Source organism: Pedobacter rhodius (assembly GCF_027213645.1).
In the GTDB taxonomy this organism is placed as follows: domain Bacteria; phylum Bacteroidota; class Bacteroidia; order Sphingobacteriales; family Sphingobacteriaceae; genus Pedobacter; species Pedobacter rhodius.
Map to the genome: position 1 here is coordinate 622,418 of NZ_JAPWGL010000003.1, position 17,493 is coordinate 639,910.

The window sequence follows — 17,493 nt, forward strand, 5'->3', positions numbered from 1 at the left end:
TCATAGCTTTGTATAACTAACCTGATTCATGATTAAAGAGCAAATTTCAGTTTTCGATATTTTTAAGATAGGCATTGGCCCGTCGAGTTCGCATACACTTGGCCCCTGGCGTGCTGCCCAACAATTTACCGCCTCACTTCAAAAAAATAATCTTTTGGACGCTGTAGAGCAGGTAAAAATATTGCTTTATGGTTCACTTGCAAAAACCGGTAAGGGCCACGGAACTGATGTTGCCATTTTATTGGGATTAACAGGTGCAGATCCCGTAACCTTTGATGTTGATGCCGTTACGCCAACTTTTGAAGCCATTCAAAAAGATAAAAAACTTAATCTGGCAGGGTGTTTAACCATCGACTTTGACCACAATAACGATTTGCTTTTTCTTTTCGCCGAAAGTCTGCCCTTTCATCCTAATGCAGTTACCTTTCAGGCCTTCTTAAAAAACGGCAAAGCTTTTTCCGAAACCTATTATTCAATTGGCGGTGGTTTTGTGGTAAAGGAGGGTGAAGATAATAGCCAAAAAGTACAAGTTGATTTACCTTTTCCTGTAGAGAAAGCAAAAGAGCTTTTACACTGGTGCCTGTCGACCGGGTTAAAAGTAAGCGAAATTGTAATGGAAAATGAAACTGCATGGCGACCTGAATCGGTAACCAAAGCAGGGATTCTTCAGCATTTTGCAGTAATGAGAGATTGCATTTACCGCGGTTGCCATACTACTGGCTTCTTGCCTGGCGGATTGGATGTTGCCCGCAGGGCCTTCCCGCTAAATAAACGTTTGATAGGTAAAAGTGAATACCACGACTATACCTCATGGGTTGAAGCCATAAGGAAAGGTGGCAATGGCTTTAATTATATTTTAGATTGGGTAAGTTGCTTTGCGCTGGCTGTTAACGAAGAAAATGCTTCCTTTGGTCGGGTAGTAACTGCACCAACAAATGGCGCCGCAGGCGTAATTCCGGCCGTTTTACAATATTTTATCACTTTCTGCGACGGTTATGCTGAAGATAAAATCATTCAGTTTATCGCTTGTGCTTCTGAAGTGGGTAGTATTTTCAAAAAGGGGGCAACCATATCGGCGGCAATGGGGGGGTGCCAGGCTGAAATCGGAGTTTCTTCGGCGATGGCCGCTGCAGCATTAACAGAATGTTTGGGCGGTTCTCAGCGACAGGTTTTAATGGCTGCAGAAATTGCCATGGAACATCATCTGGGCTTAACCTGCGACCCAATAGGTGGTCTGGTTCAAATTCCTTGTATTGAAAGAAATACCATGGGCGCCATAAAAGCAATTACTGCGAGTCAGTTGGCTCTACAAAGTAATCCGGATAAAGCAAAAGTAAGTTTAGATGCCGTTGTAAATACCATGTGGGAAACGGCGCTGGATATGAATGCCAAATACAAAGAAACATCAGATGGTGGTTTGGCAACAAATATTCCGATTAGCTTGCCGGAGTGTTAGTTAACTGTTAAATTGTATCAACATCGAAACCTTAGTTCATATAAGAAACCTTCAGCCTGTAAAAGGGGTGAATTTAAGTATATTATTAGCTTTTCTATACTTTTTGTGCTTCGTGTCTTTGTGGTTAAATGAGCTTCGCTTTTTCGTGAATTCACCACCTAAGACACCCTAGCTTACCTTAGAAACTTCAGTCTGTAAAGGGTTTGAATTTAAGTTATCTTATTAACTTTTCTGTGCTTCGTGTCTTTGTGGTTAATGCTTTTGTGATTTCACCACCTAAGACACCCTGGCTAGCTTAGAAACTTCAGCCTGTGAAAGGTTTGAATTTAAGTATATTATCAGCTTTTTATACTTTATGTGCTTCGTGTCTTTGTGGTTAATGAGCTTCACTTTCTTTATGGTTAAATTAAACCGGAATAAGTCAGCACCAACCACCAAAGTCCAGTTGTAATAAACGATAATAATATCCCAATCCCAACCACTAAATTGGACACTTTGGGATTCAGATTATATTGATCGGCGACTACTCCTGCTGTGAGCAGCGTTGGCATTGCCATTTCGAAAATAGTTATTTTAGTTATCATCCCGTTCATCCCTAATAATAAAGCAATTACCAAAACCAAAAGTGGGGCTAAAATCAATTTGTAGAATAAAGCGAAGCTGATGTGCTTGATTTCATTAAACCAACCACCAAATTTTAATTGTAAGCCGATAGAAAATAATGCGAGCGGACCAACCGTTCCGGCAAGTTTATCGAATAAAATTGCTAAAGGAGATAAATCCAGGTATCGAGGTAAAATCAACGCTAAAACACAGCCAATTAATGGAGGAAAAGTTAATACTTTACTTAGTACTAATTTTGCGCTGAGTTTTTGTTGTTGTGAAGAACGTATCGCCACGATTATCCCAATGGTAGATAATAAGGCAAATGTAACCTGATCGCAAATAATTGCAATAGCAAGTTCTTTTTCGCTGAAATACGCTATTATTAATGGGAAGCCAATAAATGAAGTGTTGCTCAGCGAACTCACCAGCTTTAAACCACCGAAAGTTGCCCGGCTGATGTTGCTGAGTTTTGAATACAGCGTAATGATAAACCAGCCGGATATCCAAATGCAGATCGGCGCAAATGCCGGAAACAATAAATCCTTTGTCCAGGTAATGTGCGGTAGGTATTTAAATGAAACGGCAGGAAGTGCGATGTAGATAATCCAGGCGTTAATGCCTTTGTGTGCATCTTTTGGAAGGCTTTTACCCTTGCGAAACAGCATTCCCGCCAGGATACACAAACCGATTAAAATGAAATTTGCCATTGATTTGCAAAGATAGCGATAAAAGAAAACGCCAATCAGAAATTCTATTGGCGTTTAATAAGGTTAACCCTGGTTGCTTGGTTTTGGTTTTTTCTTATGCCAAACCTTTTTCTTGCCGTTATTCCTTGGGTGCTGTGGTCTTTTTTCCTCCACATGCGTAATGTCCATTGTTGCAATATGCTCTGGCAAAGTCATCCGGGGAACTTCCTTTTCAATCAGTTTCTCAATATTATCAAATTTACGTTTATCTCTTCCGTTAACCAGGGTAATTGCGGTTCCTTTTGTTGCTGCCCGCGCTGTTCGGCCGATTCTATGAACGTAATCTGCAGGGTCGCCGGGAACATCATAATTAATAACCAGATCCACACCCTCCACATCAATTCCACGCGATAAAACATCGGTTCCGATTATGATTGGCAACCTTCTGTTTTTAAAAGCAAGTAAAATATCTTCACGCTCTTTTTGCCCTAAATCGGAATGGAATGCATCCGCTTTAATGCCTAAGCTTTTAAAAGTCTTGTATAAAGCTTTAACTTTTTCTTTTGTTGAAGCAAAAATAATAGCACTTTTATAGGTTTCGTCTTTAAAAATATCTGTTAATAAAGCCTGTTTTTGCTGGTCGTGAATATTATAGGCCTGCTGGTCGATTCCTTCTGCGGGTTTTGCGATAGAAATGGTTATCTGCTGTGGTTCATTTAAAATGGAACCGGCCATTTTCCTGATTTTCGGGGCCATTGTAGCCGAAAACAGAAGGGTTTGCCTTTTCTTAGGCAGGTAACTTACAATGCGCATAATATCATCATAGAAACCCATGTCTAACATTCTGTCGGCCTCATCCAAAATTAAATGCTGTAAATGTTCCAGCTTCAACACACCGGAAGATAAGTGGGCCATTAACCGCCCTGGTGTTGCAATAATGATATCCACACCGTCACGCATCGAACGTTTTTGTTGTTCGTAAGCAATGCCATCGCCACCACCATAAACTGCAAGCGAGCTGATATTGGTGAAGTAAGCCAATGCCTCAACCTGTAAATCAATCTGTTGGGCCAGTTCACGGGTTGGCGCTAAAATTAAAGTATTATTATGCCTTTCGGTAGCCCTGCTAATCTTGTCCATTACCGGTAAAAGGTAACTGGCTGTTTTTCCTGTGCCTGTTTGCGCACAGGCAATAAGATCATGGTTGTTTAAAATTACCGGTATAGCTTGTTCTTGTATCGGGGTAGCGCTTTTATACCCCATTGCCATCAGGCCTTCGTGTAAATCGGGGTTAAAATTAAAGTCGTTAAAATTCAATCTGTTATGTTTATGTATTTTAGCAAAAGTACCTTAAAATACGTCGAATAGCAAACATGATTTGAATATCAGTTTTAAACGATCGAAATGTAGTATTCAATTTAAATCTGTTAACCTCGAATTTCCATTTCCATCATCCATCATTCATTGCCCATCGTCCATTTTCCATCTTTTAACGCTTTTTCTTATCGGCGTAGCCAAATACTTTTTGCAATAGCGTAGAACTGCGGGAACTGAAATTATCTCTGATTTTCAGCTCTTCTTTTGCAACCTCCACAAACAAACCTTCTATTGCTTTTTGTGTAACGTATTCCGTTAAATTGGTGTTTACGGGTTTTACTAAAGGCAGCCTATTGTATTGCGCAGTTAAATCGCTGTAATATTTCGTTGCGTTTACTTTATTTAAACTTGTGGTTACAATCGGACTGAATTTTTGCATCAGTTGAGGTGTGGTTACGCGTTTGAAATATTCAGTTGCTGCATTTTTATTGCCTAAAAGAATGTTTGTTGCATCCGTTAAAGTCATCTGTTTAATGGCAGATATAAAAATGGGTTTAGCCTCGGTAGCGGCATCTTCTGCAGCGCGGTTCAAACTTACAATCACATTATCGCAAAGTTTGTTTAAACCAATGCTGCGTAAAGTTTTTTCTACTTTTTGCGCTTCCGGAGGCATTAAGATTTTAACGGCCAAATTACCTAAAAAACCATCTTTAGCCGAGAGCCTGTCTGCACCGGCAGATACGCCGATTTGTAAAGCTTCTTTAATTCCTTGTCCGATTTCTAAGGTTGTTGGCGTGCCGGTTGCATTCGTTGTTGTGGTTTTTTCTGTAACTTTTTTAAAAATGTCGCTCAGTTTTATTTGAGCATTCACATTCAGGTTCGTAAATAATATTAATGCCAGGGATGCAGGTAGAATGTTAATTTTCTTCATTCATTATGAGTTTATCTTTTATGCTAAGCAAATCCTTTGCCATTAGTTTAGCTGATTTTACCAGGCTTAAAAATTCAGAACGGTAACCTTCTTTGTCTTTGCCTTTCGCATTTTCAGCTAAAGTAATTACCTGCTCAAAGGTAGCATTTTGTTTGAAAGGGGATTTTCTTAAAATCATACCAAACGCTGCAACTGCAGCGGCAAACCTGAAGTTATCGCTGGTTGCATTAAAACCTAAGGCATTATCATAAATTCCTTTGACCAGTAACTTGCTTTTAGCGCCGTTCGGTTCTTTATAGCGAAGTTTAACGTTTAAGATTTCTTCTGAGTCAGTTGATTTTAATTGGCTGGTCTTCTGATATTTTAATTCATCAACGGAACCGGATAAATCATCTTTTACGCCTACGGGAACAATTTCATAAAGCGCGGTAACGGTGTGGCCCGAGCCAATTTCACCGGCATCTTTTTTATCATCGTTAAAATCTTCTTTATTTAACAAACGATTTTCATAGCCAATTAATCGGTACGACTGGACCTTAGATGGATTAAATTCTATTTGCAGTTTAACATCTTTAGCAACAGTAAATAAAGTTCCGCCAAACTCGTTAACCAGCACTTTTCTCGCTTCCGTTAAATTATCGATATAAGCATAATTGCCATTTCCTTTGTCGGCAAGAATTTCCATTTTACTGTCTTTATAATTACCCATTCCATAACCTAAAACGGTTAAGAATATACCACTTTTCCTTTTAGCTTCGATTAATTTCTGCATCTCCGCATCGCTACTCGCCCCTACGTTAAAATCGCCGTCTGTTGCTAAGATCACCCGGTTATTACCGCCTTTTACAAAGTTTTCACCTGCAATTTTATAAGCAAGTTCAATTCCTTCGCCGCCGGCTGTAGAACCGCCTGCACTTAACTTATCGAGTGCATCTTTAATTTTCGTTTTTTCATCGCCGCTGGTTGCAGGTAAAACAATACCTGAATTGCCGGCATAAACAACGATTGCAACTTTATCTTTTGCCCTTAACTGATCCGTTAACAATTTAAAAGAAGATACCAGTAAGGGCAATTTATTTGAATCATTCATTGATCCGGAAACATCTATAAGAAAAACCAGGTTAGATGCGGGTAAATTAACCGTTGGAATCGTTTTTGCCTGTAGGCCAATCTGAACCAGCTTATGTTTATTGTTCCATGGAGCAGGTGCGATTTCAGTAATAATATTTACCGGATCATTTCCGCCTGGCTGATTATAATCATAGTCAAAATAATTAATCATCTCTTCTATTCTAACGGCATCTGCCGGCGGAAGATTACCGCCATTTATAAACCTTCTGATGTTGGTGTAAGAAGCGGCATCAACATCTATAGAAAATGTAGAAAGCGGCTCGTTTTTAACCTTATGAAAAGTATTCTCATTAACAGAAGCATAACTCTCATCGTTACGGATTAAATTGGTATTTGAACCTTTGACTTTATTTACGGATATCCCTGCAACCCGCCCCTGTAGAGGAGCAGCTGCATAATCATAAACGGTAGACACCGATTCTGTCATTGAAACCTTACGCTGCATACCGTAACCAACTATGACAACATCATTAAGCGATTTCGCATCTGCAATCAGATTAATAGAGATTTTATTGCGCGTACCAATTTTAATAAATTGGGTTGTAAAACCAATACAAGATACCCTGAGTTCTGTATCTTTTTCAGATAATCGTAAGCTGAACGCCCCTTTTGAATTCGTAACTACAACTTGTTTGCTGTAGTTGCCTGCTACCGAAACTCCGGGTAATGCATTTATTCCATCTGTTACAATGCCCGTGATAATACGTGTTGTAGCCGGCTTAAAACTTGCCAGGATAATTATAGTAATTAAAGATAAAAGTAACTTTTTCATAATCTTGATTTTTAATGATGATGTCGTTACATAGTCTTTTCCATATTTATACTCGAAAATATTTTTTATACTTGAAAGATAATTTGTCTTAGCGACCCTATTTTTGAAGTTTATAAAGAATACAGCTGGAAATAACCGGCAAGAAGATGCAGACTTAATTGCGGCGTATAAAAATACCGGCAGTTTAGACACATTGGGTACACTCTATAACAAATACATGCATTTGGTTTTCGGGGTTTGCCTTAATTATTTTAAAGATGAAGAGTTAAGTAAAGATGCCGTAATGCAGATTTTTGAGGAACTGGTAACAAAACTCAAAATATATGAGGTGCAGAACTTTAAAAGTTGGTTACATGTACTTACAAGAAATCATTGTTTGATGGAGTTAAGGAAATCTGCGAAACAAAATAACGTTTCAATAGACGATACTTTTGTGGAAAACAGTGAGTTTGTGCATCTGGATATAGACAACACAAAAGAAACGCAGCTGACCATTATGGAAAAGTGTATGGAAACATTAACTGAAGAACAGCGGAAAAGTGTAGATTTATTTTATTTGCAGGAAAAATGCTATAAGGAAGTGGCCGATATGACCGGCTACGATATACTGAAGGTAAAGAGTTACATCCAGAATGGGAAGCGGAATTTAAAGATTTGTATAGAGAAAAATAGCAGTGAATAACGATTGGTTAGATATTGATGTACTGGAAGATTATCTTGATGGTAAGCTTGATGCTAAAGGTATGCACTTTGTAGAAAGGCAGGCCTTAGACGACCCTTTTGTTGCCGAGGCACTTGAGGGTTTGCGCCAATCGCCAAAGCGTAAACAAACGCTTTCTATTTTACAAAAACAACTTTACGATAGGATTTCTGAAAAACCGATTAGGCGTAAAATGTGGGGCATTACCACACAGCGCTTAAGCATTGCTGCAACGGCCACTGTAGCATTTATAGCGGTAAGTATCTTGTTTTTTATGCGGGAAACGAACCGTAAAAATGCGGAGATTGCTGCCAGAAAATCGCAGGGCGTTATTGTTCATTTAGATTCTACAAATACCGTTGCGTCTGATACGCCTAAACAAGAAGATTCTGCCGTGAGGGCAAATGAAGTTTCTAAATCTGCCTTTATAGATAAAGCAATTGCTGACGCCAAAACCGGTGATTTAGCCAAAAATGCCAGACAAGTTCCTGTAATTAAAAATGCGGAGAAAGAATCTGAGGCGAAAAAGATAGATATAGAATATACGACCTTAAAAAAGGCCAAAGCTGCGCCGATTGCGACCCAGCCTGGTGAACGTAGCGACTTGAATGAAGTAGTTGTTTCGGCGGCAACCCAAAGTTCGGGAAGCAATTTGATTTACAGCGGCAATGTTGTTTCCGAAACAGGCAAGCCCGTACAGGGAGCAGTTGTGAAGTTAGAAAACTCGAAAGCGGTAACTGCAACAAATGCGGCTGGTTTTTTTACGCTACCCGTTGATAGCGCGGATAAAGACAAGGAAATTTTAATTAAAGCACAGGGTTTTAATGATAAGGTAATTGCGACAAACCCTGACGCAATTCGTATGGCTTTGAGTGGCGATAAATCTTTAAATGAAATTGCGTTAATTACAGGGTCTAACGGGCGTAAAAAGGAAGCCATTACACCGAAAAAAATTGTTTTAAATGCTGTTGAAGATCTGGATAGGGCCAAAGGCGAAATCACTAAACCCGTACCTGTTTCAACGATAAATTACGATCAATACCTTGAAAACAACAATAGATTATATAATCCTAAAGGTCCTGCACAATATGTTGTTGTACGTTTTAAAGTTAAGAAAAACGGGCGGCCAGCAAATATTTTGGTTATAAAATCGCTGAATAAAAAAGCCGATGCTGAGGCTAAAAGACTTATTGATACCGGTCCTGACTGGGTTTTACCTAAAAACGGAAACGACCTGGTTGAAATGAGTGTTAAATTTTAGTTTAACCGCAAAGTATACGCAAAGGCAGTAGCTTCAAATGAAAATACAAGTCTTTCTTCGTTGAATCAAGGTGTTTTAGGCGATAATTCAAATGTGTTAAAAACAGCTTTGCTATACGGTTAAACAAAAAAGACTAAAGCAATCTGCCTTAGTCTCTAAATGTATTTAAGAATTTTGTTGTTACTTGAAATAATAAATACCGGCATAAATAATTGCCGCTAGGGTAGCCGAAACCGGGATGGTTAAAATCCATGCCCAGATTAAGTTGATGGTTACACCCCAACGAACTGCAGAAACACTTTTCACTAAACCCACTCCAACAATCGATCCTGTTATTGTATGCGTTGTAGAAACGGGAATTGCAAAATGCTCTGTAATACCCAGTGTTACAGCGCCGGCCGTTTCAGCAGCAACACCTTCAAGTGCGGTTACCTTGGTAATTTTAGAACCCATTGTTTTCACTATTTTCCAGCCACCGCTCATTGTGCCTAAAGAAATTGCAGAGTAACAGGCAATGGGTACCCAGGCCGGCAGGGCTTCGAAATCCGGAATAACTTTCGATGCAATTAAAGCAGTTGCGATAATACCCATAACTTTTTGTGCATCATTACCACCGTGAAAGAAACTCAGTGCCGCAGATGATAAAAGTTGTAACCGTTTAAACCATTTCTCTGCCGTTGCTGGTTTTGCATACCTGCAGATGTTAATAATTATTAAGGTAATTACAACAGAAATTACCATACCTATAACGGGCGCAAGTACAATAAATGATACAATTTTAACCACGTATGACATATTTACGGCATCCAGCGGACTGGCACCTGTAAGTAAAGCATGTGTCATACCCGCACCGGCGAAACCACCGATAAGTGTATGAGATGAACTGGAAGGAATGCCATACCACCAGGTTAACAGGTTCCAGATAATTGCAGCCACTAAACCGGCAAGAATAACTTCTAAAGTAATGTAATTTTCAATTACTGTTTTAGCAACCGTATTGGCCACTTTATGATCGGTAAAGTAAAAGTAGGCAGCAAAATTGAAAAGCGCAGCCCATAAAACCGCCTGAAAAGGCGTAAGAACTTTTGTAGAAACAACCGTTGCAATCGAATTAGCGGCATCGTGGAAGCCATTAATGTAATCGAAAGCAATAGCCAGAATTACAACAACAACCAATAAGGTAGTTACCATGTTTGTGTTTTATTAAGCGTTTTTAACCAAAATCGTTTCAAGCACATTAGCCACGTCTTCGCACTTGTCTGTTGCTTTCTCTATTGTTTGTAAAACCTCTTTTTGTTTGATTAATTCAATAGCATTAGTTTCATATTCAAATAAACGGGCAACGGCTAATGTAAATACATAATCGGCCTGATTTTCACCACTGTTAATCCGGATACATGCATCCGCAATAACACGGATATTTTTGAAACTGCGTAATTCTTTAATTGCTTTATCAATATCGGTACACATTTCTACCAGAAGTTCAGCAATTTTTACAATCGGCTCGTTAATGGTATTCATGTTATACATCTGCATACGGTTTGCCGTTCCGTAAATATAATCGGCAACATCATCAACAGCCGTAGCCAGTTGGTGAATGTCTTCCCGGTCAAAAGGTGTAATAAAGTTTCTGCTTAATTCTAAGAAAATTGAATGGGTAATATCATCACCCACATGCTCTAAGCGTTCAATTTCTTTAAATATGGCTTTTCTGCTTTCTGCATCAGCGGTGCTAACCATTTCTAAAAGCGTTTCAGCAATTTTTAATGCGTTGCTGCCTGCTTGCTCAAAAAGAGGATGAAACTTTTTATCTTGAGGCGTAAAGAACTTAAAAATATTGTTCATGTTAATTTTAATATGTTACAAAGCTACACGCTCAATGTTAAGTTAATGTTAAGTTGTTAATTATATTAAGGAATTGTCTTGTCGCCAGGTCATCAATTATTCATTTTAACTGTTTGATTAGGAATGAGTAAAATTTGAAAACCTGCTGATCTGGTTCTTCGGCAACAGCAGCCCCGTTAAACGCTATAGCCCTCACGAAAAATTTGGAGGCTGCCGCTCTTATCGGGTTTAAGAACTCAGGTAAAATATTCTTGGGAAAATTATATACTCAAATAAAGCCATCGTCATGCAATAGCTGTCGGATGCGGGGTACGAACAGTCTTTTAGCAAAATAGATTGCTTCGTCATGCTTCCTCTCAATGACTATTTTCAAGAAAACGAGCCATTAAAACCCTAACCTGCCGCTGTGCGCTTTGTGGTGAATTCCCTTCACCTAACTTCGCATTCTTTGCGGTTAATAAAAAACTACCCGATTTTTTGTAATGTAAAAGCAAATGTTGTTCCTATCCCAGGTGTGCTGCGTACGGAAATCGTTTGCTGGTGCGCTTCTAAAATATGTTTTACAATAGCCAGGCCCAAGCCGGTTCCCCCAACTTCCCTTGCCCTGTGCGTATCGATGCGGTAAAACCGTTCAAATAATCTGGAAAGATGTTTCTCTTCAATACCAATACCATTATCGGTCACTTCAATTAAGAACTGATCGTGAAGCTCAAAAATTTTAATAGCTGTTTCGCCATTTTCGATTCCATATTTAATGCTGTTTACCATTAAATTAATTAATACCTGTCGAATTTTTTCCCTGTCGGCATTTACTAGGGTAACAGCGGTATATTTATCTTTAAAAAAAAGCTTGATGTGTTTTGATTTTGCCCTGTCTTCCAGGTTTTCCATTACATCTTTCGCCAGCTGAACAAAATCAAATTTTTGGTAGTCAATAGGCGCCTCGCCGGTTTCCAATTTTGCAATTACATCTAAGTCGTTAATCAGGTAACTCAAACGCTCAACATTGTTTTCTGCTTTTTTCAAAAATTTAATTGCCATTTCGGGATCGTCTTCCAGGCAATCCTGTAGCGTTTCTATATAGCCCTGAATGGCAAAAAGCGGTGTTTTAAATTCGTGAGATACATTCGAAAGAAATTCCCTGCGGAACTGCTCTTGCTTTTTAAGCAAATCAATTTCCTTTTTTTTTGCACCGGCCCACTCTTTTACTTCCTGCTCCACATCGTTAATCGGATCTGAACTTACATATTCACCAAGCGCATCTTTTAAATCTTTCCCCAATTTTAAATTGTGAATCAGCTTGTAAATCAGCTTGATTTTGGTGTAAATGTATTTCTCCAGCAAATAATAGAAAACCAGAAAACTACTTAAAAAGGAAACACCGAAAGAAATGGCAAGATAATACCAGCTGTGTTGAAAATAAAAGTTAACCATGCCAATAGAAAGGGCAACGGCAAGGGCAGTGAATAGAACCAGCACACTTAATTTCATGCTGCAATTTAGTGGTTTTATGTTAATGCTAAGTTAATTCACCTGTTTTTCCGTCAAATATTTCCAATACCTTTTAGGGACATGCCTTACGTGTAGCTTTGTGTTTTTACGGGCTACGATATTGGCGCTTTTAAAATAATCTTTCCACAACACAGCATATAATTCTTCCTTATTATCCAGTAAAATGGCCTCCGGATTTTTACTGTTTACACCGTTTGTAAAATCTATTGTGATTTCTTCTACTGTAGTCAAATTATAATGCAAGCCGTATTTTCGTTTTAAATCGTAAATAATCCATTGCTGGTCGGCATAACGGTTTTTAAAATGATTTGATATGAGCGGCAATACATTAAAATCAGGATCAACGCCCGTGTAGAAAATGCCGTCGGCCGTGTGCTGAAAGCGGATAAATGCTTCCATTCTATGTTTTTCACGCTCTACGCTCCTGGCATATTTGGATAAAGCCATTACATGGTCGTTCCCATAATTTGCCTCTGCGCCCATTTTATTCTGGAAAATATAAATTGTAAACTGAAAAAGATGGTTGTAAGCCTCGGGGATTTCAGATAAGTACGAACAATAAAATTTACGCAACCACTCTTTTTTTAGCTTTTTCTGTAAGCCCAGCCAAACCCGGTCTGCCTTTTCCGTATTTGTCGTTATGGTTAAACTTTCTGCAAAAGCTTCAGGTTGAAACATTTCGACTGATTTAAGCACAACCTTTCCAGGTTTGCGTTCAAACCATTCAAAAACTGCAGTTAACAGACCGGGTAAAGAACTATCAAAAATGTAAGTCATTTAAAGATGGTTTAATATTATCCGACATTTCGTCCGAAGTGGAGAATACGAAGTCTCTGCGAAGCAAAATCTTTGTAGATGACAGGCATAATTTTAAAAAAGAATCATTTGGTTACTATCTGTTTTTAAATATTTGCTCTGACTTTCGGCCAGAATAAAAGCTTTAATTTGTGTACCCTGGTAATCTTTTAATTGAATGGGGCTATCAGCACAGGTAATAAAATGTTTCGCCCGATTATAAGCAACACCAATTTTCTTTAGTTGGTCAATTCTTAACTTTCCAAATTTTCTGGCCTGAACAATTTTTTGTGCAGACATTACACCAATGCCCGGGATACGCAGAATCATTCTGTAATCTGCTTTATTAACATCAACCGGAAAATGCTGCATGTTCCTTATGGCCCAGCTTAATTTTGGATCGATATCTACATCAAGATTTGGGTTTGCATCATTCAAAATCTCCTGTACTTTAAAACCATAAAAGCGCATTAACCAGTCGGTTTGATATAACCTGTTTTCCCGCAGGAGCGGTGGTTGTGTACCCAATACCGGCATTCGCGAGTCGTTACTAATCGGAACATAGCCCGAATAATAAACACGTTTTAAAGAGAAATTTTTATAGAAGGCATTAGCTGTATACATGATATCCTTATCACTTTCGGGCGTAGCGCCAATAACCATTTGTGTACTCTGGCCTGCCGGAACAAATTTTGGAATGTGTTTGATTAACTTTTTGTCTTCTGCGAATTGTGTAATGTTTTGCTGAACAAATGCAAGTGGTTTAATTACATCTTCATGGCTCTTTTCCGGTGCTAAAAGTTTCAGTCCGGCTTCTGTTGGCATTTCTAAATTAATACTCATCCGATCGGCATATAAACCCGCTTCCTTTATTAATTCATCGCTGGCCCCGGGGATTGTTTTCAGGTGAATGTAACCATTATAATTTTGCTCCAGCCTAAGCTTTTTACAAACCAGCAGCAAACGCTCCATCGTAAAATCAGCATTCTTGAAAATCCCCGAACTTAAAAAAAGACCCTCAATATAATTTCTGCGATAGAAATTCATCGTTAATTCTACTACTTCATCAACCGTAAAAGCAGCGCGTTTTACATCATTGCTTTTTCTTGATACACAAAAAAGGCAGTCGTAAATACAATGATTGGTTAAAAGAATTTTTAATAAAGAGACGCACCGGCCATCTTCAGTATAGGTATGGCAAATTCCGGAACTATGGCTATCGCCAAGTCCTTTACCATCATTTTTTCTGGTTCCGCCACTGGAGGAGCATGATACATCGTACTTTGCAGCATCAGCCAGAATATTTAATTTTTCACGAATTCTATCAAACGACATAGGGAAGTGTTTGCTAACAAATATAGTTTAAAAACTAAAAATATTAGCACAACATCGTATAAATGCTATTCGTTTTAAGAATATTAGCTATGCGCCCGGTACTGTAAGGATTTATTTTTCGATTGTTTCGGGTTCTATTTCTACTGAACAACTCTGTAATATTTGCCGAACAGGGTGTTTGAAATTAAACCTGATTATTATTCCGTGATTTAAAATTTATAAACGATTATGGGTTGCCTAAATGACAGGGAAATCGCCTTTAATGTATTTAACCAGCCAAAAAAACTTTTCAGAATACTTGCTAAAATGCTTTGTAATTCAAAATGTCGGTTGGTGAGGTACCAACCGATAGAAAATAGAGAGTTTGAGAGCTATCTTATCTGATTTATTTCCCTTCCCACTCGCTATAAAATTGTTCGAGATAATTAACCATAAAATTATGCCTTTCCAATGCCATTTGTTTCCCTTTGTCCGTATTCATCTTATCTTTCAGCAAAAGTAGTTTTTCGTAAAAATGATTAATTGTGGGTGCCGTTGTGTTTTTATAGGTTTCCTTCGACGTATGTTGCGCCGGCTTGATTGAGGGATCATACAGCACCCTGTTTTTAAAACCCCCGTAGGTAAAAGCACGGGCAATACCAATTGCGCCAATGGCATCAAGCCTGTCGGCATCCTGAACTATCTGCATTTCTTTTGATGAAAAGGCTTGTTTATCAAAACTGTTTTTGAAAGACATGTTTTGAATAATCAGTTTCACATGCGAGATGGTTTCTGTATCTACGGCTATTGATGTTAAAAATGCTTCTGCTACATTTGGTCCCAGTTCTTCATTACCATCATTAAATTTAGGGTCTGCAATATCGTGCAGAAGTGCTGCTAAAGCAATCACCAGTTTATCTCCTGCCTCTATTTCATTAATGGTCAATGCCGTTTTGTAAACACGTTCGATATGAAACCAATCATGCCCTGCTTCAGCATTTTCGAGGGTTTTCTTTACGAAATCTATAGTTGCTTTTATAAGTTCCTGCATTTGATAAAATTATTAAAGAAATTATAAAAAATGCAGGAAAAAGCAATCAATTTAAAACCTTAACAATTCTTATTTATGAGCCGCTACTGCTTCTTCATTTTCTGAAAGATTTTTAATTAATTCTTTATGGTCAAGTGTAAGCAAATGCGTTACATCAATATCGATGATTGATGCAATTTGAAACAAACGCTCAATGGTTAATTTACTGTAACCCAATTCAATTTTGCTGTAAGCATTTTGCGATATTTTTAATTTCGCCGCCAGATAATCTTGAGTGTAATCTCTATATTCTCTAATTTTTCTAATATTCCCGGCTACATTCTTCGTTTTTAAAGCTAATAGATCTTCCATAGTGAGGATTTTTGTACTTAATAGTATTATAAACGAAAATTATTCCTAAAAGGATTTTAAAAAGTTACTTTCTGCAATAACACTGCCTACATGTAGATTTAAGTTTACCAGGAAGGTAAATATTAGTAAGTGTTTATTCTGTTACTGCAGTTAAAGGAGGTCTTCTGCTTCCATCGTAAAGTTCATATTCCAGTAAACGGCAATCGAGCTTACCATTGTAAAATTCAACTTTTTTAGAAGCCTTTAATCCAATTTTCTTTGCCAAATCCGGATTTCCTGTAAAAATATAACCAGTATAGCCTTTACATTCTTTTTTCATGAAATCGCCCATGCGTTTATAGGTTAGCTCCAATTTGCTATGAACGCCTAGTCGTTCTCCATATTCGGGATTAAATACCACAACACCTCTTCCATCATCCGGAACCGGGGTTAATTCGAAATCGCATACCTGGAAGTCAATCAAAGTATCGACACCGGCTGTTTTTGCATTTCTTCGGGTAACTTCAACGGCATCTTCCGAAATATCTGAAGCCACAATTTTTAAATCGATATTTTTTATGACCTGGTCTTTTAAAATTCTGCGTTCAGCAAAAAATACTTCTTCATTATAGCCTATAATATGCATAAAGCCATAATTCATGCGGTATAAACCAGGTGCCCGGTTAGTGGCAATCAGGGCAGCCTCAATAGCTAAAGTTCCGGAACCGCACATCGGATTGATAAACGGCGATTTTTTATCCCACTGGGTGGCATAAATTACACCGGAAGCCAGTGCCTCTAACATTGGTGCCTTGCCCGGGATTTTCCGGTAACCATGTTTGGCTAGGGTTTCGCCGGAAGTATCTATAAAAACATCCGCTTCAGCATTTTTCCAATATAAATGAATAACTGTTTTATTCGCATCAGAACCCGAATTCGGACGGATTCCTTTTTTTTCTTTTAAGCGGTCTACGATTGCATCTTTTACTTTTAAATTGGCAAAAAGAGGCGTCGTGATGTTTGGATTATCCACATTGGATTTTACAGAAAAGTAACCCGTAAAATCGATTAATTCTTCCCATTCTATGGCCGAAATTTCCCGGTACAAATCATCAGGTGTAACAGCCTTAAAACTTTTTATCGAATATAAAATCTGACTTGCGCAACGCAGGTTCAAATTCAGCTTAATGCACTCTGTAAGGGTTATATTCAACATTATGCCGGTTGCAAAAACACTTTCTATGTTGTAACCCAGACTGGTAACTTCTTCTTGCAGATAAGGCGAAAGACGTTTATTGCAGGTAATAATTACCTTGCTTTTATTGTGGAAAACTTGCATCATATTATATGCGAAGTTATCAATAAAATTATAGAGATTTGATCTTTATAGTACAATTAAGTAGTATTTGATATGGAAATTAAAGGAAAAGTACACGAAGTAGGTGCCACACAACAAGTAAGTGAAACGTTTAAAAAACGCGATTTAATAGTAGAATACGCAGAAAATCCAACATATCCTGAATACATTCGTTTTGAGGCTTTGCAAGATAAGGCGGCATTATTAGACAGTTTTAAAGCAGGCGATGAGGTTGAAGTATTCTTTAATTTACGTGGTCGCCCATGGACAGACAAAACAGGGAAAACATCCTATTTTAATAGCCTGGTTATCTGGAGAATTAATGCAATTGCAGCTGGTGCACCGGCAGCAGCAACTCCGGCTTATGCAGCACCTGCTGATGTAAGCAGTACACCAGGCGAAGATGATGATTTACCTTTCTAAAATAAA

16 protein-coding genes are annotated in these 17,493 nt (G+C 38.2%); 4 read left to right on the forward strand and 12 right to left on the reverse strand.

The annotated features are described in order from the left end of the window. The first annotated feature begins 28 nt into the window (after nucleotides 1-28). Entirely contained in the window at nucleotides 29-1,456 is a 1,428-nt protein-coding gene (locus O0931_RS12805; RefSeq protein ID WP_269415972.1) for an L-serine ammonia-lyase, read from the forward strand. Between the two features lie 401 nt (nucleotides 1,457-1,857). Here the strand turns inward: O0931_RS12805 and O0931_RS12810 are convergent, their stop codons facing one another. From O0931_RS12810 to O0931_RS12825, 4 genes are all read right to left on the reverse strand, one after another. Continuing rightward, on the reverse strand, nucleotides 1,858-2,769 hold the full coding sequence (locus O0931_RS12810; RefSeq protein WP_269415973.1) for an AEC family transporter: 912 nt from the start codon (nucleotides 2,767-2,769) through the stop codon (nucleotides 1,858-1,860). A gap of 63 nt (nucleotides 2,770-2,832) precedes the next feature. Beyond that, nucleotides 2,833-4,065, reverse strand: a complete 1,233-nt coding sequence (locus tag O0931_RS12815) for a DEAD/DEAH box helicase (RefSeq protein WP_269415974.1) — start codon at nucleotides 4,063-4,065, stop codon at nucleotides 2,833-2,835. Nucleotides 4,066-4,237: 172 nt separating this feature from the next. After that, nucleotides 4,238-4,996 carry a DUF4197 domain-containing protein gene (locus O0931_RS12820; protein ID WP_269415975.1) on the reverse strand — a complete coding sequence of 253 codons (759 nt, stop codon included), beginning with the start codon at nucleotides 4,994-4,996 and terminating at the stop codon, nucleotides 4,238-4,240. Next, entirely contained in the window at nucleotides 4,983-6,899 is a 1,917-nt protein-coding gene (locus O0931_RS12825; protein ID WP_269415976.1) for a vWA domain-containing protein, read from the reverse strand. The genes O0931_RS12820 and O0931_RS12825 overlap by 14 nt, the downstream gene beginning before the upstream one ends. Nucleotides 6,900-7,002: 103 nt before the next feature. Between O0931_RS12825 and O0931_RS12830 the strand changes: the two genes are divergently transcribed. Next, complete coding sequence (locus tag O0931_RS12830) at nucleotides 7,003-7,581, forward strand: RNA polymerase sigma factor (RefSeq protein WP_269415977.1); 579 nt, start codon at nucleotides 7,003-7,005, stop codon at nucleotides 7,579-7,581. Continuing rightward, complete coding sequence (locus O0931_RS12835) at nucleotides 7,574-8,860, forward strand: carboxypeptidase-like regulatory domain-containing protein (RefSeq protein ID WP_269415978.1); 1,287 nt, start codon at nucleotides 7,574-7,576, stop codon at nucleotides 8,858-8,860. Before O0931_RS12830 ends, O0931_RS12835 begins: the two co-directional genes overlap by 8 nt. Before the next feature lie 180 nt (nucleotides 8,861-9,040). Here the strand turns inward: O0931_RS12835 and O0931_RS12840 are convergent, their stop codons facing one another. The 8 genes from O0931_RS12840 to O0931_RS12875 all read right to left on the reverse strand — a co-directional run bounded on the left by O0931_RS12840 (nucleotide 9,041) and on the right by O0931_RS12875 (nucleotide 17,046). Next, a complete protein-coding gene (locus O0931_RS12840; protein ID WP_269415979.1) occupies nucleotides 9,041-10,051 on the reverse strand; it encodes an inorganic phosphate transporter in 1,011 nt (336 codons plus the stop codon). A 12-nt stretch (nucleotides 10,052-10,063) separates the two neighbouring features. Beyond that, nucleotides 10,064-10,705 carry a DUF47 domain-containing protein gene (locus O0931_RS12845; protein WP_269415980.1) on the reverse strand — a complete coding sequence of 214 codons (642 nt, stop codon included), beginning with the start codon at nucleotides 10,703-10,705 and terminating at the stop codon, nucleotides 10,064-10,066. A 465-nt stretch (nucleotides 10,706-11,170) separates the two neighbouring features. Continuing rightward, nucleotides 11,171-12,196, reverse strand: a complete 1,026-nt coding sequence (locus O0931_RS12850) for a sensor histidine kinase (protein WP_269415981.1) — start codon at nucleotides 12,194-12,196, stop codon at nucleotides 11,171-11,173. Nucleotides 12,197-12,229: 33 nt separating this feature from the next. Beyond that, a complete protein-coding gene (locus O0931_RS12855; RefSeq protein ID WP_269415982.1) occupies nucleotides 12,230-12,994 on the reverse strand; it encodes a TIGR03915 family putative DNA repair protein in 765 nt (254 codons plus the stop codon). Between the two features lie 93 nt (nucleotides 12,995-13,087). After that, nucleotides 13,088-14,347: a putative DNA modification/repair radical SAM protein gene (locus O0931_RS12860; RefSeq protein WP_269415983.1), complete on the reverse strand. Its 1,260-nt coding sequence runs from the start codon at nucleotides 14,345-14,347 to the stop codon at nucleotides 13,088-13,090. Nucleotides 14,348-14,732: 385 nt separating this feature from the next. After that, nucleotides 14,733-15,377: an HD domain-containing protein gene (locus O0931_RS12865; RefSeq protein WP_269415984.1), complete on the reverse strand. Its 645-nt coding sequence runs from the start codon at nucleotides 15,375-15,377 to the stop codon at nucleotides 14,733-14,735. A gap of 69 nt (nucleotides 15,378-15,446) precedes the next feature. Beyond that, complete coding sequence (locus tag O0931_RS12870) at nucleotides 15,447-15,728, reverse strand: helix-turn-helix domain-containing protein (protein WP_269415985.1); 282 nt, start codon at nucleotides 15,726-15,728, stop codon at nucleotides 15,447-15,449. Nucleotides 15,729-15,861: 133 nt separating this feature from the next. Next, nucleotides 15,862-17,046 carry a THUMP domain-containing class I SAM-dependent RNA methyltransferase gene (locus tag O0931_RS12875; RefSeq protein ID WP_269416267.1) on the reverse strand — a complete coding sequence of 395 codons (1,185 nt, stop codon included), beginning with the start codon at nucleotides 17,044-17,046 and terminating at the stop codon, nucleotides 15,862-15,864. Between the two features lie 72 nt (nucleotides 17,047-17,118). On the opposite strand from O0931_RS12875, the gene O0931_RS12880 reads away from it, so the two are divergent. Further along, the gene (locus O0931_RS12880; protein ID WP_269415986.1) at nucleotides 17,119-17,487 is read left to right on the forward strand and encodes a DUF3127 domain-containing protein; all 369 of its coding nucleotides are present in this window, start codon (nucleotides 17,119-17,121) and stop codon (nucleotides 17,485-17,487) included. The last annotated feature ends 6 nt before the right edge of the window (nucleotides 17,488-17,493 follow it).

What these genes read in the sequence shown, in the direction of transcription:
- O0931_RS12870 (WP_269415985.1), bottom strand. Translation starts at nt 15,728, where the DNA reads ATGGAAGATCTATTAGCTTTAAAAACGAAGAATGTAGCCGGGAATATT.
- O0931_RS12875 (WP_269416267.1), bottom strand. Translation starts at nt 17,046, where the DNA reads ATGCAAGTTTTCCACAATAAAAGCAAGGTAATTATTACCTGCAATAAA.
- O0931_RS12865 (WP_269415984.1), bottom strand. Translation starts at nt 15,377, where the DNA reads ATGCAGGAACTTATAAAAGCAACTATAGATTTCGTAAAGAAAACCCTC.
- O0931_RS12845 (WP_269415980.1), bottom strand. Translation starts at nt 10,705, where the DNA reads ATGAACAATATTTTTAAGTTCTTTACGCCTCAAGATAAAAAGTTTCAT.
- O0931_RS12850 (WP_269415981.1), bottom strand. Translation starts at nt 12,196, where the DNA reads ATGAAATTAAGTGTGCTGGTTCTATTCACTGCCCTTGCCGTTGCCCTT.
- O0931_RS12855 (WP_269415982.1), bottom strand. Translation starts at nt 12,994, where the DNA reads ATGACTTACATTTTTGATAGTTCTTTACCCGGTCTGTTAACTGCAGTT.
- O0931_RS12810 (WP_269415973.1), bottom strand. Translation starts at nt 2,769, where the DNA reads ATGGCAAATTTCATTTTAATCGGTTTGTGTATCCTGGCGGGAATGCTG.
- O0931_RS12825 (WP_269415976.1), bottom strand. Translation starts at nt 6,899, where the DNA reads ATGAAAAAGTTACTTTTATCTTTAATTACTATAATTATCCTGGCAAGT.
- O0931_RS12860 (WP_269415983.1), bottom strand. Translation starts at nt 14,347, where the DNA reads ATGTCGTTTGATAGAATTCGTGAAAAATTAAATATTCTGGCTGATGCT.
- O0931_RS12820 (WP_269415975.1), bottom strand. Translation starts at nt 4,996, where the DNA reads ATGAAGAAAATTAACATTCTACCTGCATCCCTGGCATTAATATTATTT.
- O0931_RS12880 (WP_269415986.1), top strand. Translation starts at nt 17,119, where the DNA reads ATGGAAATTAAAGGAAAAGTACACGAAGTAGGTGCCACACAACAAGTA.
- O0931_RS12805 (WP_269415972.1), top strand. Translation starts at nt 29, where the DNA reads ATGATTAAAGAGCAAATTTCAGTTTTCGATATTTTTAAGATAGGCATT.
- O0931_RS12840 (WP_269415979.1), bottom strand. Translation starts at nt 10,051, where the DNA reads ATGGTAACTACCTTATTGGTTGTTGTTGTAATTCTGGCTATTGCTTTC.